Genomic DNA, 16,004 nt, shown 5'->3' on the forward strand with positions numbered 1-16,004 from the left:
CTGGATATGGCGGCGCCGGATGGCGTGGTTGACCGATGGGCGCGCGGATGACGGAGGCTGTTGCGTGCATGTTTGCGATTGCTGAGACGACGGAGAGGGGTGCCACGATCATCGCCCCCACCGGAAAAATCGATACACTGACGGCGAAGGCCTTCGAGGCCGAGATGAAGAAGCGTATCGACGGGGAGACCGGCGCCTTGCTGGTCGATATGAGCGCGGTGGACTACGTCAGCAGCTTCGGCCTTCGTTCGCTGTTGATTGCCGCAAAACAGCTCGCTCCCGCCGGGCGCAAATACATTCTGTTCGGCCTCAACCCGCAGGTGCATGAGGTCTTGCGCGTTTCGGGCTTTCTCAAGATCATCTCCGTGGTCGCAACCCGCGCGCAGGCGCTTGATCTGGTTGGTCCACCGCCTGTCGATATCGGCTAGGAGGCATGGCGGGATCATGACCGGCGCTTCCTGCACTGTTTCGGTAAACAACAGCCTTGAGGAGCTTGTGCAGGTCCATGCGGCGCTTGAGAAATTCGCCGAAGTCTGCGGGGTAACGGCCGAGACGCGGCATGCCACCATCCTGGTAGTGGAGGAGCTGTTCGCCAATGCCGTGCGTTACGGTTACGACGAGAACGAGGCGGATACGATCGTCATTTCCGCCCGTTATCAGCACGGCACGATGCGGGTGATCATCCGCGACCAGGCCCGGCCGTTCGACGTTACCGCGCCGCCGCGCCGGCCTGACGAGACGCTGAGCCTGGAGGAAATGGAAATCGGCGGGCTGGGGCTCTTCCTGGTCCATGAGTTCGCCCAGTCCATCACCCAGGACCGGGAGGGCGCGACCAATGTCACGGAGATCGTCCTCAAGAATGCCGAGGTGAATTGAACCGGAGCGACGGGCGGCGGTTCTCGGAGAGGTTTGGATTTGCTGAGCGAGGCATCCGGCCGAACGTTGAAGTGGTGGCGTCGGATGGCAGGCGCAAGCGGGGAGATCAGGGAATTGGCCAACAACAAGCGGCGCAAGGCGATGGCGAGCCTCAGCTCCACCTGCGAGGCGATCGCCCAGGGACGGTTCGAGGACATGGAACTGCTCTTCGGCATCGTGGCGGACGAAACGCTTCCCGCGGATATCCGCGAGCTGGCGGAGACTTTCGCCGGCATGGTGGTGCAGGTCGAAGCGAGGGAATTCCACGCCAATCAGCTCATCGACGAGCTGAAGGAAACACAGCGGCAGCTCGAAGCGGCGCAGAGCGCGCTGCGTAAGGAAAACACCGATCTGAGGCAGCGGCTGAAGAAACTCGACGTGAAATTTGACGAGGAAAAAGCCGAGCAGGAAATCCGCGAGATCGCCGACAGCGAATATTTCCGTGACCTGCAGCAGCGCGCCAAGTCGCTGCGCTCGCGTTTCAAGGAAAAATCCTGACGCCGCAAGGGCCGGCTTTGCCCGGCGACATCCGCTTCATCTGCACTTTCATGGTAGATCAAATGACGAAGATAATTTCCACGCATTCGTATCGCGGCGGCACCGGCAAATCGAACTTGACGGCCAATCTTGCCGCCGGCTTGTCGCTGCGCGGCCATAGGGTTGGTGTCGTCGACACCGATATCCAGTCGCCGGGCATCCACACGCTCTTCAAGGTCGATCCGCATGCGCTGCGTTTCACGCTCAACGATTATCTTTGGGGCAAATGCGGCGTCGCCGAAACGGCGCTGGACGTCACGGCCGGCGTGGTCGATGGCATCGGCCGCGAGATTGTTCCGGACGGCGGCAAGGTCTATCTCGTCCCATCCAGTATCAAAACCGGCGAAATTGCGCGCATCCTCAAGGAAAAATACGACGTCGAGGATCTCAACACCGGCTTTCACGATCTCTGCAGCGAACTTGAGCTTGATTATCTGCTGATCGATACGCACCCGGGCGTGAACGAGGAAACCCTTCTCTCCATCGCCATTTCCGATACGCTGATGCTGCTGTTGCGTCCCGATATTCAGGATTATCAGGGAACGGCCGTGACGCTTGAACTGGCTCGCAAGCTCGAAGTGCCGCAGCTGCTTCTGGTCGTCAACAAGGTGCTGGAGAGCTTCGATTTCCGCGAATTGTCGCAACGGGTTTTTGCGAGTTACCGCACGCCCGTCGCCGCCGTCCTGCCCCTGTCGACGGAACTGGTTCAGATCGGCAGCACCGGCCTGGTTCGCGCCATCCATCCCGAACACGCCTTTTCGGAAGGGATCGAAGCGATCCTGGATGCGATCGAATAGAGCATGGACGGCCTTGCCGTCCGCCGGCCGGCAGATCAGCTTTCGAATATTGCCTGTGCGAAAGCATCGACGCTCGCAATCCGCGCGTTGCGATCGAACCGCAAGGCAGCCTGGATTGCGCTCCAGGCATCGGGATCGAGATCGACGATCGGTTCCGGGGTCAACTCCAGCAGCTGTGCATCGACGCCGGATTTCATCGCGAACGGATGAAAACCCATGAACATCTGGTAGGCGATGCAGCCGAGCGCATAGATGTCGTCGCGCGGGTCGCGCGGGGCGTTGGCGAACATTTCCGGGCTGGCATAGGCCACCGTCAACGCTTCCAGCGTGCCGACATTAAAACTTCCGAGATTGCCGGCCGTGGCAAGCCCGAAATCGATGAGCTTCACCTGGCGGTCCTCGCCGACGAAAATATTGCCGGGCTTGAGGTCTGAATGGATCACGCCATTGGCGTGGGCATAGGCCAGACCTGCGCAGATGCCCTTGAGGATCGGCGCGATGAGGCCGACCGGCATCTGCTGGCCGGTGGACGTGGCAAGCAGGCGGTTGAGCGGCTTGCCGGTCAGAAGCTCCATGACGATGAACACTTCCGACTTGTCGCGGTCAAAATCGTACACCGTCGCTATATTCGGATGAGCGAGGCTCTGGGATTTTCTGGCTTCCGCTTCCAATGTCCTCAATGCATTGGAATTGGCGCGGAATTCGTCGTTCAGGAGCTTCAGCGCCACATAAGGCTGGGCGCTGCCCGCTTCGAGCCTGCGCCGGTCGACAGCGCTGTAGACGATGCCCATGCCGCCGCGTCCGACCTCGCTGTCGAGGATGAAACGATCCCGAAGGATCGAGCCGATCCCGGCGCGCTGTGCGCTGGCGTCGCCGAGCTTGCCGAGCGGGGCGCCTTCCGTTGCCCCGTTGCGCACGGCCTTTTTGGCAGCGGAGCGGAAGCGGACGCTGCGATAACTGCCGAGCAGGCCGTCGAGCGCATCATTGCGCCGTGATCCGCCGTCGTCCACGCGCTCGCCGCCGCGCCGGCCCTTGTAGTCGCCAATCAGGTCGGAGAGCACCGCATCTTCGACCCGGCTGCGCAATTCGTCGAACTTCGGCAGGGCATTGCCAGCCGATATGACCGTGACAGGCGGCAGGACGCCAGGCGCTCGATCCTCGGGCAGGGGAGGTTGAGGCGAAACGGGTGCGGTCGCCTCCGGCGCCGGCCTTGCCGTGGGCCAATCGGGCGATGGCACGAAAGCATGGGGGACGGTATCTTCGTCGAATATATCGTCTGCGACGGATAGGGAGGTCGGTGCCCCAGCCGGAAGCGCCGAAAGCAGGATTTGGGCGATATCAAGCGGCAGTCTGCCAGTTTCCATCCCATCCGTCACCGCGCGTCGCGCTGCCTCGGCATCGGCCTCGGATCTCAATTGCGCCACCAGTGCGTCAAAGGTCAGGCGGCCGGTCACGAAGGCCCGCAGAGCGCCTTCGGCCCCGACCGCCTCATCCGCTGATCCGCGGCGTGATTTGCCCTGGAAGAATCTCAGTTTTCCGCTCTTTCGAAATCATTGCGCATGGAGGTGCCGGGACGGCGAATGTCATACCGGTTAAGTTTCTCGACGATGGTGCGGCGACTGACTTTCAGGTTGCGAGCCGCATGGCTTTGGTTCCAGTTGGCTTCCCTAAGCTTCGTCTCGATCACCAGCGCCTCGTATAATCCCACAATTGTCTTCAGGTCGCCATCGGGAATGAAGCCAGGCAAACGCAGGTTCTGCTCTTCGCGAAAACCGCCGACCTCCGGCGGGAGGTGCTGCGGGCCGATCTGCTGGCCCTTATTGACGAGCAGTACGGCCCTTTCGAGAATGTTCTTCAGCTCGCGCACATTGCCGGGATAGCTCCAGCGCAACAAGGCATTCAGCGCCTCGGCCGATAGCGCCGCCGCCTCGCGGCTGCCGGATGCTTCCTTCAGAAAATGGTCGATGAGGCCTGGGATATCCGACGGCCGCTCGCGCAGCGGCGGCACCACGATCGGGAAAACATTGAGGCGGTAATAGAGATCCTTGCGAAATTCGCCGCGCTCGATCTTCTCTTCCAGGTTGACATTGGTAGCCGCGACGATGCGCACATCCACGTGTTCGGTTCTGGTCGAGCCGACCCGTCGCACCTCGCCTTCCTGCAGAAGCCTCAGCACCTTGGCCTGCAGGCCAAGCGGCATGTCGCCCACTTCGTCGAGAAACAGCGTGCCGCCATGGGCTTCATGGGCAAGGCCGGCCTTGTTGCCGACGGCGCCGGTGAAGGCGCCGCGGACATGGCCGAACAATTCGCTCTCCAGCAGGCTTTCGGGCAGGGCCGCGCAGTTCTGCGCGATGAAGGGGCGCTCGGCTCTCTCGCTGGAAAGATGGATGTAATTTGCCATCATTTCCTTGCCGGTGCCGGTTTCGCCGCGCAGCAGGATCGGAACCGACGAGACGGCTGCCCGCTCGATCAGGTCGAATATCTTTTCGATCGGCGGACTATTGCCGATCATTCCCTTCGGTTTGGACGACTTCGTTCTGGACTTACTGAGAAGGCGCGTGTTTTCCTGCAACAGTTCCTCGTTCATGCGCCCAAGCTGCTTGATCAGGCGCTGGTTCTCCTCGAAGAGCCGCGCATTGAGGATTGCCGCCGCAGCATGCGCCGCAAGTCCTTGAAGCGGTCTGATGAGCGATTTCGGCAGCCCGCCGCGTTCACGGATATTGACGAGCTGCAGCGTTCCGATCGTCTCCTCCCCGTCCACGAACAGCGGCATGATCACCAGCGAGCGGGAGCGGAAACCGATCGCCTTGTCCATCTCGCGGATGGCGGAAAAATCGAATCCGGGCGCATTGTCGATATCCGCGACGTTGACGATCGTCGCCGTCGAGACCGCGAAGGTGGCGGGATCGCGCAGGTTCGGCGTCAGCGACTTATCGTAGAGGGCGATGCGGTTGTCGGCCTGATTGGTGCTGGTAATGCCGCGATAATTGAAGCAGACGCGGTGGAGATGGCGCGCCAGCCGGTCGAGCGTGAAGATGGCAGCACCTTCGGCATTGGAGAGCCTGAGCGCGGCTTCGAGAACATGCACGAGCAGTGCTTCGACCCGTCGCTCCTTGGCAAGCGTGATCGTCAGCTCGAGAAGGTTCTCGTAAATCGCCTCGCTGCTCATCTCCCCGCTTCCCCGGTTGCGGTGCTCCGGACCATTCGCACATCAATTCCGCTGGCCCGCCGGTCTCTGCAATTTGCGGCAGCGCAAACGGCAAGGGCGGCCTTTCCATCATCCCTGCATATCAGGTCAACGTGTAGGTGAAGCTACCGCTTTCGCTGACGCCGACATCGATTGCCGTATGAGCCTTGCCGTCCTCGCCCATGTTACTGAGCAGTTCAGTCGCCATCTCCGGCAGGATCGTCCGGTTGACGATATGGTCGATATTGCGTGCCCCGGTTTCAACCTCGGTGCAGCGCGCCGCGATCGCGGCCACCACCGCATCGTCATACGCAAACTGCATCTTCTGGCTTTCGCGCAGGCGCTTCCCCACTTTGTTGAGCTTGAGGCGGACGATCTTTTCGAGCGGCGCGCCGATCAGCGGGTAGAAGGGGATGATCTGCATGCGGGCGAGAAGCGCCGGTTTGAAATGAGCCGACAGCGTCGGCCGGATCGCCTCGACCAGTTCCTTGACGCTCGGACGCTCTCCGCGGGTGCCGAGTTCGGTCAACAGGTCGGTAGCAAGGTTGGAGGTCAGCACGACGATCGTGTTCTTAAAATCGATCAGGCGACCTTCGCCATCCGACAATACGCCTTTGTCGAACACCTGATAGAAGACGTTCATGACTTCAAGGTCGGCCTTCTCGACTTCATCGAGCAGCACGACCGAATAGGGGCGCTGGCGCACGGCCTCGGTCAGCACGCCGCCTTCGCCGTAGCCGACATAACCGGGAGGCGAGCCGACGAGCTTGGAAACGGTATGTTTTTCCTGGAATTCCGACATGTTGATCGAGATCAGGAAACGTTCGCCGCCGAACAGTTGGTCGGCGATGGCCGTCGCCAGTTCGGTCTTGCCGACACCCGACGGGCCGACGAACAGGAAGACGCCCATCGGCGCATCCGGGTTCTGCAGGCCGGCCTTGGAGACGCGGACACCGTGGTCGATCGCCTCGATGGCCTGATCCTGGCCGACGACGCGGGCACCGAGATTTTCGGCAAGCGTCAGGATCGATTGGGCCTCGTCCTTCACCATGTTGCCGAGCGGGATGCCGGTCCATTCGGCGATGACCTGGCCGACGACCTCTTCGGTGACTTCGAAGGAGACGAGTGGATTGCCCTTCTGCAGCTTCTTGAGCTTGTCGGCAGCCTCACGGAATTCGGCGCGCAACGCATCGTGACCGATGCCGGCGGCTTCTTCCTCGGTTTCCTGCGTCTCCTGCTCGCCGCCGGCCGAAGGGGTCGGCGTCGTCTCGGCCACAGGCTTGTCGCCCTCGAGCGAGAGGCCGAGCTTCGAGCGGATATCGAGGATCTGGTGCACCAGCGCCAGCTCTTCCTCGCGCTTTGAAACGAGACCGGCGATTTCGGCTTCGAGCGCAACGATGTCCTGCTTGATCGCCTCGATGCGGGCATCGTCGGCACCGTGGTTGGAATGATGGTCGCGTTCCAGCGCGTCGAGCGCGCGCTTCTGTTCGGCGACGCGCTTCTGCTTGAGCTCGGTCGTCGGCGGCGTCGACGACAGCGACAGCTTTACGCGCGCGCAGGCGGTGTCGAGAACGTCGACCGCCTTGTCGGGCAATTGGCGTCCGGAAATATAGCGGGCCGACATCTTTGCGGCGGCCTCGACGGCGCTATCGCGGATGTAGACGCCATGCGCCTTTTCATAGGACTTGCGCAAGCCCCGCAGGATTGTGATCGCCTGTTCCGGACTCGGCTCGTCGAGCTTGACGAGCTGGAAGCGACGGGCAAGCGCCGGATCCTTTTCGAAATATTTCTTGTATTCGCTCCAGGTGGTGGCGGCAACGGTGCGCAGCTCGCCGCGGGCGAGCGCCGGCTTCAACAGGTTGGCCGCATCCGCACCGCCGGCCGCGCCGCCTGCACCGATCAGCATATGGGCTTCATCGATGAACAGCACGATCGGCTTCGGCGAGGCCTTGACCTCATCGATAATGCTCTTGAGGCGGTTTTCGAACTCGCCCTTCACACCCGCACCGGCCTGCAGCATACCGAGGTCGAGGCCGATCAGTTCGATATCCTTGAGGAAGTCGGGCACATCCCCTTCGGCGACCTTGAGTGCCAGACCTTCGACAACAGCGGTCTTGCCGACGCCCGGCTCGCCGACGCAGATCGGGTTATTCTTGCGGCGACGACCGAGAATGTCGATCATCTGTTGGATTTCGCGGTCGCGGCAGAAAACGGCGTCGATCTTGCCCTTGCGTGCCTGCTCGGTAAAGTTGGTGCAGAAGCGGGCGAGCGCGCTGTCGGCGTTGAGGCCGGGTGCCACGTCGCTCTTGCCGGCTTCGCCGCTGCGGGCGGCAGAGGCTGCGACAGTTTCCTGTGAGCCCTCGATAATGGCACTGAATTCTACCTTGAACCGCGTATAGGTGATCGCTTCGAGGCCGTTCAGCCAACGGTCGTCGCCGAAGCGGTTCGGGCGGGCGAAGATAGTCGCAAAAAGTGCGCCGGATCGGGTCTGGTCGAGGGAGAGCTCGACGGAGCTGACGAGCCAGGCTTCGGTGAGCCATTCGATCAGCAGTGGCGAGAAGACCGGGCGGCCCTGGTTGCCGCTGCGGATGCCTTCCAGCACGGCCTGCAGCTTGCGCTTGAAAGCGCCGGTATCCACCTCGAAATGGCGGCAGGCGGCCTGAACGTCATGCGTCGCGTCTTCGAGGAACACCCACAGGAGATGCTCGACCGAAACCTCGTAATGGCCCCTGGAAACCGCGACGCCGGCGGCCGATTCCAGCGAGCGTCGCGAATAGGTGTTGAGGCGGCCGATAAGGCGACGGAGATCGATGTCCAACACTGCAGTGTCCCTGTGTTCAGCCAGGCTGTCGGCCCGGCTATAGTCGACAAATATCCGCGCTCCATTTGGTCAGTTTGGCCTGTCCCAAGGGTTCGGCGGGGCGGTCTTGATTGCAGGTTATGTGAAACTACTCTTGCAATGCTTCAGAAGGCTGGTCTTGAGACACGCGGGAGGACGTCGAGCGGCTCGAGCATTCGCAGAGAAATAACGAAACACATCGCTTTAAAGGCCCCCATTGTGTTTCCAGTCGCCCCGGGCCGAAACCTGCTGCATCCGGCAACAGCCACGGCTTACCCCCGCACCGGAGACGATCGGCACGCTATTTCGGTAGTACATCCATATGACAGGAATTTTTCACCGGCGCCTGAAGCATGCAGAACTTGCAGCCGGTGAGGGAAGCCGCCCGCAAGAAAGCGGACGGCAGGTGCTTTTGGATGGAATGACTCAGACCGGCTTGCGCCAATCGTCGGAAGCGGACGTGCCGGCAATTTCGTGGGTCCAGTCGCATTTGCGGTAGGTGAAGGACCAGTCTTCGCAATGACCGCGGGAATCGTTTGCGGTGTCAGCGGTGTCGGGCAGGATAACCTTGCCGCCGACCAGAACGGCATCTTCCCACTTGATGGTGTAGTAGTGTTCCTGCGTACCCTTGGTGGACGTGCGCCAGAACTTCAGCTCGATCTCCAGGTTTTCACCGGTGGCAAGCGCCTGCCACAGCATCGGGGAAGCCTTGTCGAGCGGCTTGACCAAGCGGGCCGGCTCATGGCGGCGGGTACCGATGGCCGTGCCGGAGTTCGGATCGCGCGGAACGATTGCGTTGCTTTCGAAAGCGAAAACGAGGGATTCGCCCTCATGGCCTTCCTGCCAGATGTTGCCAATCGAGTCGGCGGTAGAAGCATCCTTGCTGATCTCGCCCTGGGTCGTGCCTTTGATGGTGATGTATGCGATGCTTGCCATTTTTCTCTCCAATGGTTTTGGGGATGAGGAAACCGGTATCAGCGTCAGCCGATAGTTTTGTGAACAGCAAGCGCCGTGCCAGTTTCGAGGCATCTGAGAAAGACCTTTTTAAATCATATGTTTATCTCAAGGCGGCCCATTCTCGACGTGGTTTTGACTGAGAAGGAAACTTCTCAGTTGCGCCGCCTCTAGCGCAGCTTTCCTATCCGTCCCGGAAGACACGAATTTTCTGTGACGGCCGGATCGGGCCTTGGCCGTCCGTCGATCGGTTTCACCAAGCCTGTTTTTGCTCCGTTTTTCCGGGCATGCAGGAAGTGGTATTTTGCACTGCGCATATTTTCGCAAATTGACCCCGCATCCGCCCGATGAAATCGTGAACGCCATTGGCCGCCCAACGGATTTCTTGAGCGGGCCTGTCGTCCAACAATCGGTGTCTTTTAGGAGAAGATCGAGAAATGCCCGCGCTCATCAAGCCTTCTCGACTCGCCGCGGCGCTGCGCGCCGAGCCTGTCCTGCAAGGGGGCCTGCTGACCGTGTCGGCATTCATCCTGTTCGATTTCGAAAACCCGCGCCTGCTGTTGAGCGAGCAAGCTCTCTGGCCGATGGTGACGGAGCAGATGTCGCCGGGGGCCATTTTCGACAAGGGTAACCTGAAGCCCCGGGGCGAGTTGATCGTCGTCGGCGCCGCACTTGCGCCTTCGAATATCCCTGTGACCGGGCTGCAGGTGGCGGCGCGCCTCGGATCGATCGAAAAGACGTTGAACGTCTTTGGCGACCGCTTCTGGCGCCGCACCGATCGCGGTGTCACGCTCACCCCCGCCCTTCCATTCGACCGGATGCCGATCGATGAGGTTCATGCTTTCGGCGGGCCGCGTTTTGCCGAAAACCCGCGCGGCAAGGGACATGACGCGCGCGCCATCCTGGAAGCGGGCTATGATGCGCCGCTTCCCAACGTGGAAAATCCGCAACGCCTCATCCGTTCGCCCGATGATCAGGTGCGTCCTGCCCATTTTGGTCCGCTAGCCCCAGATTCAGCTTTCCGCATGCGTTATGCCGGTACTTACGACCAGAGCTGGATCAAGAACCGCGCGCCGATGAAACCGGACGATTTCAATCCGCTGTTTCATTGCGATGCCCCCGACGACCAACGCCTGGAGACATTTTTCTCCGGTGACGAGCGCTTTTCGGTGAGCGGCATGAGCCGAGGCGCGGCCATGGTCGGCGGCGCTCTGCCGAACATGTTCCTCCGCGCCTTCGTGCACCGTTCGGCCGACGACAGTCTGACCGAGACGCGCATGGTCTGCGATACCGTGACGCTTTTCCCGAACGTCACCAAGGCTGTGATGACCTTCCGCGGCCTTGTTAGGGCGCAGGATCCGTTCTGCGAGGATATCGGCTCGGTCATGCTCGCCTGCGAGCACGGGGAGGATCAGCCGCGTCCGGCCGAATATTATGAGCGTATCTTCCGGCTCCGAAGCGATCCCGACGAGGCCCACAGGCACGTGCTTTCCGATTTCGAACTGATGCCGCTCCGCAACGAAGCGGCTGTCGGAGCAAGACGTGCGGCGCGGCTCGAAAAGGCTCGCGACCAGCTCCAGACCTTCGTGGACAACCAGAACTGGATGATCCGCAAGGCCATGGCGGACCAAGGCGTTTCGCCGTCGCTCGCTCCGCCTATGACGGTCGGCGAGCTCGCCGAACTGCCGCTTGTGCCCCTGCCGGACCGGGAAGAGATCGAGCGCGGGGACGTCGACATCGCCGAACTGCTGGACGATGTGGAGGCGCTGAGCGAGGCGATCGCGGCCAAGAACCACCTCTATACGGCCAAGGCCGAACTTTCCCGCCGGGTCGTGGTCAAGGCGACCCCGCTCTCGCTCCTGCCGGAATTCCTGTTGAAGCCCCTAGCTTCCGAGGAGGATCTGGCGCGTTATCCCGGTCTTGCGCCCCTCGAAGGTATCTCCGGCGAACTTGGGGTCGACATCTCGGCTATGCGGACGAGGGTTCCGACCGACGATCTCTTCGCCGAACAGGTAGACCCTGTCGCGAAACAGATCGATGAAATCCTTGCGACGCTCAATGTGCCGAAGGCCGTAGATTCCAAGGTCATCGAAGCGAAATATCAAAAGGCCTGCGCCCGGGCGATGAAACTGCCCGAAGGGTCGCTGCTTCATGACATTCGCATGGAAGTCGAAGGACTTGGCGTGCGGACGATCGGCGATGGTCTTGAGGTCGGACCCGACGAGCCGGGCTTCATGGCGGACGTCGGGCATCGCCTGAGCGAAATCTCCGAGCGGCCGGTCGGCGAATTTGCTCCGAGCTCGACGCCAAAAATTGCCTTTTCAGGCATGCCTGGTGTCGATGGCAATGCCGAGGGAGAGACTGCGAAGATTGCTGCGGGCATGCAATCTGCCGCTGCTGGCCTTGCCGATCTCCTTCCAGGCGTCGCGGCAGCGGCGAAAAGCGACAGCCTCGACGACATGCTGGCCTCGCTGATTGCCGGCCTTCCTGCCCCGCCGTCGAGCCGGGCCGACCAGACACTTGCCCAGATGACGTCACATAAGATTGCCGATGCTTCGCAGGAGATCGTCGCCATTGAGGCGAAGGTGGACGAGGTCATGTCGGAAACACGTCGCAAGACACCGGCCGCCATCTTCCCGCTGGAGCCTCTTGAGCCGATCGTGGCTCAGAAGCTCGGCGCATTCATCGTGGCGAAGCTTGCCGAAGGTCATGATTTTTCGGGTGCCGATCTCGCCGGGGCCGATCTGGCCGGATCAGATTTCAGCGGCCGGTCGCTGCGATCCGCCTTTTTCGAGAAGTGCAACCTGAACGGCGCCAACTTTGCCGGTGCCGATCTGGAAGGCGCAGTTTTTGCCGAGGCGGATCTCGAAGGGACGAATTTCGCAGGCGCCCGTGTGAGTGGCGTCAATTTCAGCAAAGCCAACATGCGCGGCGCCCGGTTCGATGGTTGCGGGATCGCCAAGACGACCCTGGTCGGGCTCGACATGCGCGGAACGTCGTTCCGTCGGACGACGTTTTCCGAAGTCGTCCTGATCGACTGTCAGCTCGACGGCGTGGACTTTTCCGGCGCCATGCTTGCCGATTTCCAGATCCTGCGCGGCCATGCCGACGGAATTGTCATGGCCGAGGCCGAAGTGGCCCGCGGCGTATTCATCGAAGTGTCGATGAAACAGGGCGTGTTCAAGGGCGCCGGCTTCGAACGCACGACCTTCGGCGACGTCATTGCCCCGAACGCCGATTTTTCACACGTCCATCTGGAGGGGAGCAGCTTCATCGGCGCCTGCGATTTGACGGGTGGCATGTTTGTCGAGGCGGCTGCCACCGGTTCCTCTTGGAACGGCTCCAGGCTCGGCGGTTCCTGTTTCCTGCGCGCCACGCTGAACCGCAGCCTTTTCAACGCCTGCGACATGCCTGAATCCGACCTACGGCTCGCCTCCTTCCACGAGGCAAGGCTGGACCGTTCGGCTCTCGCCGGCAGCGACCTGTTCGGCGCCAATCTTTATGCAGCGTCGCTGGCGAGCTGCGATCTGACCCGCGCCTCGCTGCGCGGCGCCAATCTCTATTTCGCCAATCTCGACGGAGCCAAGCTCGGCAGTTGCGATCTGACCGGCGCCAATCTCGGAAAAACGATCATGGCGAGCGCTACTGATGTTTGAAGAAACGGAACTAATCACGCCGATCGGCTTGGACGATCTTCTGGATTATGTCGTCCACGAGCAGCCGCTGCTGATGCGCGACGGCCGGCAGATCGATTTCGGCGGTATTGCCCTGATGGACGGAAAATTCATCCAGTGCGATTTCACCGACTGCAATTTCGAGGGCGTCGATCTTAGCCGTGCAAGCTTCATCAAATGTCGGCTCGACCGGGCGATCTTCACCGATGCCAAATTGACCGGGGCAAGTTTCCTGGATTGCAGCCTGATCGCGGTCGAGTTCTGTGATTGCGAACTGAGTGAGACGCAGTTTCTGACCGGCAACCTTCGTTCAGCCGGCTTCGAGAGGGCTTCCTTCGACCGGGCAATCTTTGTCAAGGCCGGCCTGCATCTGGGCAATTTCAAGGAGGCGGCGCTGGATCGCAGTTGCCTGCTTGATTGCGAACTCGACGGGATGTCGCTCGCCGGAGCGGCGCTCACGACCATCACCGTGACCAAGGCGGCGCTGAACCGGGTGGATATTTCCGGCATCGCCATCGACACCGGTCTCTTCGCCGAGGCCGACCTTTCCGGTCTCGACCTGAGCGGGCAGTCCTGGCAGCGCTGCACATTCCATCAAGCTCGGTTCGTCGGCACCAACATGGCCGGTGCACAGCTCGAAAACAGCGTGTTTTCCGAATGCGATTTTGCCGGTGCCTCGCTTGCCGGCGTCAAGGCGAAGGTTGCCGTTTTTCCGAAGAGCCGGTTGGACGGTGTCGACCTGTCCGGCAGCGACCTCACCATGGCGAATTTCGCGGAAGCCTCGTTGTCAGGTGCGATTCTCGACGGTAGCCGGCTTTTTGCGGCTTATCTCGGTGAAACCGATTGTCGCGCTGCCCGGCTGGAAAAATGCGATTTGCGTCAGGCCGATCTCTCGCATGCCGATCTGACTGGCGCCAATCTTTCTGCCGCCACCTTCGCGCACACGAAATTCCATGGTGCCCGGACCGAAGGCACCCTGTTTCTGGGAGCAGGCGGCAGCACGATCGGCACGGATCAGGATCGCATGATCGCGGAGGTCTACAAGCCGCACCGTGTGGCACTTGGCGATGAGCTGAACCAGGGGGAGGGGTGATCATGCCTTTTGTGAATTCGCAGGGACCGATCCCGGGCATGGATTTTTCGGTGCCGGACGTTTATCTGCAGCCCACTCCCGTCGGCCCCATCCCAGTGCCGTTTTTCAGTATGGGCATGCGCGCCACGGAAATTCCGACCAATTTCCGGTTCCTGATCAGCTGCATGCCTTCCCACAACATGATGAATATAGCGCCGGTGACGATCAGCGGGCCGGGGCCGGGCGTAGCCTCCGGCATGGTCTGCTCGAACAGTCGGAATGTTAAGGGTTCGGTCAAGCTGATCATCCAGGCCGCACCGGCGACACGGGCATTGATGGACCCGACAGTCCAGAACGGCGTTACGCCGAATTCTGTCGGGGCGACCATCGTGCCCTCCCAGGTGCGCTTTCTCAATCCCTGCGGCTGAGGCTTTCGGCGCCGGTTACCAGATGAAGGCAAAGGTTCCAACAAGATGAGCGCAATGGATACCGCACAGGAAATTTCGATCACGCTGCCGACCCTCAAGGAAGGCGATGTCTTTGCCGACCGGGTCAGGGGTCGCGAGGCCTTGAGCGCGCCCTACGAGTTCGAAGTCGATGTGATTTCGGCCAAGGTACTCAACATCCGCGAGATGATCGGCCAGGCCGTGGCGTTGAAGATACGCAGTCTCGACGAGACGGCCGAAGTGAAGGGCGTGGTGCTGAAGGCCGAAAGCCTCGATCCCACCCAAAACCGGCAATTCTGCTACCGTTTCGTCATCGGGCCTTCATTGGCGCTGATGCGGTTCAGTGCGCAGAATCAGGTCTACGGTACGGATCGAGACGTCACCGTCATCGAAATCATCGAGACCGAGCTGAAGGATGCGGTCAAGGCCGGCTCGCGGACGGGAGGCAACCGGGCCGATCGCCGCATCGGTTATCGGATGCTCGCCGGCGGTGATTATCCCAAGCTCGATTTCGTAATGCAGTATCGGGAGAACGATTTCGATTTCATCTCAAGATTGTGTGAAAAGTTCGGCATCTTCTACGCTTTCGACCACGACGGCAGCCGCGAGGACGTGCTGTTTTGCGACCGAAACGTGCATTTCCGCCAAGTGTCCGGCCAGACCCTCTCGAACGAATTGCCCTATCGCCACCGCTCGATGTCGATGGGAGAGGGGGGCTTTGCCATCCGCGCCTTCAATTCGAGCTACAGAGCCTCGACCGACCGGGTGGAGCTGCGGGAATATTACGAGATAACCCCGAGCGTCGATCTCGGCGTTTCGTCCAAGGCTGCGTTTTCCGGCCAGGGTCTGACCGTGCGTTACGGCGAAAACTACCGCACGACCGGTGAAGGCCAGGCTTTGGCCCGCGTGCGCGCCGAGCAACTGGCGGCGGAGCAGCTCGTCTTTCACGGGGAAAGTAATATTCCGCTGCTGCGGCCAGGTTTCTTTTTCAAGCTCGTCGATCATCCTGACAGTACCTTGGAGACGCTCTATGTCGTCACCGAGGTCGAACATAGGCTCACGGAGCCCACGCCACTCGGCTTCACCTCGTCCGACAGACAAGCGGAACCCTATTCCAATCGTTTCACCTGCATACCCTTCGATGTGCCCTATCGGCCGAAGCAGTCGACTCCGAAACCGGTCGTCGACGGCGTGCTGGTCGCCTTCATCGACGGTGACGAAAACGCCACCAAGGCGCAGATCGACGAATATGGACGCTATCACGTGCGTATCGTTGATGAAGAGAGCGGCTTGTCGGGAGGCAAGGCCAGCCATCTCGTCCGCAAGGCAGAGCCTTACGGCGGCGGCGATCAGTACGGCTCCCACTCGACGTTGCTGGTCGGCACGGAAGTCCTGCTCGCTTTCGTAAACGGCGATCCTGACCGGCCGATCATCCTGGGCGCGCTGTCGAACGCGGAAAAAACCAACCCTGTCGTCGATACCAACGCCAATGTGGCCCAGCGGACGCGAACATCCACAGGCATTGTCTTCGAATTTTACGATGGTGGCGCTTGAGCGCCGGCTTGGCGATAACGGAAAGGAAA

General features: G+C 61.0%; 12 protein-coding genes. 8 read left to right on the forward strand and 4 right to left on the reverse strand.

Annotated elements, in window-relative coordinates; all coding sequences use genetic code 11:
- Positions 1–68 precede the first annotated feature (68 nt).
- From DMO26_RS00465 to DMO26_RS00480, 4 genes are all read left to right on the forward strand, one after another.
- On the forward strand, positions 69–428 hold the full coding sequence (locus tag DMO26_RS00465; RefSeq protein ID WP_162894649.1) for an STAS domain-containing protein: 360 nt from the start codon (positions 69–71) through the stop codon (positions 426–428).
- Between the two features lie 16 nt (positions 429–444).
- Positions 445–876, forward strand: a complete 432-nt coding sequence (locus tag DMO26_RS00470; RefSeq protein WP_162894650.1) for an ATP-binding protein — start codon at positions 445–447, stop codon at positions 874–876.
- Between the two features lie 84 nt (positions 877–960).
- A complete protein-coding gene (locus tag DMO26_RS00475; protein WP_117190051.1) occupies positions 961–1,413 on the forward strand; it encodes a hypothetical protein in 453 nt (150 codons plus the stop codon).
- 62 nt (positions 1,414–1,475) lie between these two features.
- Positions 1,476–2,249, forward strand: a complete 774-nt coding sequence (locus tag DMO26_RS00480; protein WP_117190492.1) for a MinD/ParA family ATP-binding protein — start codon at positions 1,476–1,478, stop codon at positions 2,247–2,249.
- A 35-nt stretch (positions 2,250–2,284) separates the two neighbouring features.
- On the opposite strand, the gene DMO26_RS00485 is transcribed toward DMO26_RS00480, so the two are convergent.
- From DMO26_RS00485 to DMO26_RS00500, 4 genes are all read right to left on the reverse strand, one after another.
- A complete protein-coding gene (locus DMO26_RS00485) occupies positions 2,285–3,613 on the reverse strand; it encodes a serine/threonine-protein kinase (RefSeq protein ID WP_162894651.1) in 1,329 nt (442 codons plus the stop codon).
- A gap of 164 nt (positions 3,614–3,777) precedes the next feature.
- A complete protein-coding gene (locus DMO26_RS00490; RefSeq protein ID WP_117190054.1) occupies positions 3,778–5,418 on the reverse strand; it encodes a sigma-54-dependent Fis family transcriptional regulator in 1,641 nt (546 codons plus the stop codon).
- 121 nt (positions 5,419–5,539) lie between these two features.
- On the reverse strand, positions 5,540–8,257 hold the full coding sequence (gene tssH, locus DMO26_RS00495) for a type VI secretion system ATPase TssH (protein ID WP_117190055.1): 2,718 nt from the start codon (positions 8,255–8,257) through the stop codon (positions 5,540–5,542).
- Positions 8,258–8,701: 444 nt separating this feature from the next.
- Complete coding sequence (locus DMO26_RS00500; RefSeq protein WP_117190057.1) at positions 8,702–9,211, reverse strand: Hcp family type VI secretion system effector; 510 nt, start codon at positions 9,209–9,211, stop codon at positions 8,702–8,704.
- Between the two features lie 455 nt (positions 9,212–9,666).
- Between DMO26_RS00500 and DMO26_RS00505 the strand changes: the two genes are divergently transcribed.
- The 4 genes from DMO26_RS00505 to DMO26_RS00520 are packed head-to-tail and all read left to right on the forward strand — an operon-like array spanning position 9,667 to position 15,975.
- Positions 9,667–12,885, forward strand: a complete 3,219-nt coding sequence (locus tag DMO26_RS00505) for a DUF2169 family type VI secretion system accessory protein (protein WP_117190058.1) — start codon at positions 9,667–9,669, stop codon at positions 12,883–12,885.
- On the forward strand, positions 12,878–13,996 hold the full coding sequence (locus DMO26_RS00510; protein WP_117190059.1) for a pentapeptide repeat-containing protein: 1,119 nt from the start codon (positions 12,878–12,880) through the stop codon (positions 13,994–13,996). The genes DMO26_RS00505 and DMO26_RS00510 overlap by 8 nt, the downstream gene beginning before the upstream one ends.
- Before the next feature lie 2 nt (positions 13,997–13,998).
- Positions 13,999–14,403 carry a PAAR-like domain-containing protein gene (locus tag DMO26_RS00515; RefSeq protein WP_117190061.1) on the forward strand — a complete coding sequence of 135 codons (405 nt, stop codon included), beginning with the start codon at positions 13,999–14,001 and terminating at the stop codon, positions 14,401–14,403.
- A gap of 54 nt (positions 14,404–14,457) precedes the next feature.
- Positions 14,458–15,975 (forward strand): type VI secretion system Vgr family protein, encoded by a 1,518-nt coding sequence (locus DMO26_RS00520; protein WP_162894652.1) that lies wholly within the window; start codon positions 14,458–14,460, stop codon positions 15,973–15,975.
- Positions 15,976–16,004 lie beyond the last annotated feature (29 nt).

Source organism: Rhizobium terrae (genome assembly GCF_003425685.1).
Taxonomy (GTDB): domain Bacteria; phylum Pseudomonadota; class Alphaproteobacteria; order Rhizobiales; family Rhizobiaceae; genus Neorhizobium; species Neorhizobium terrae.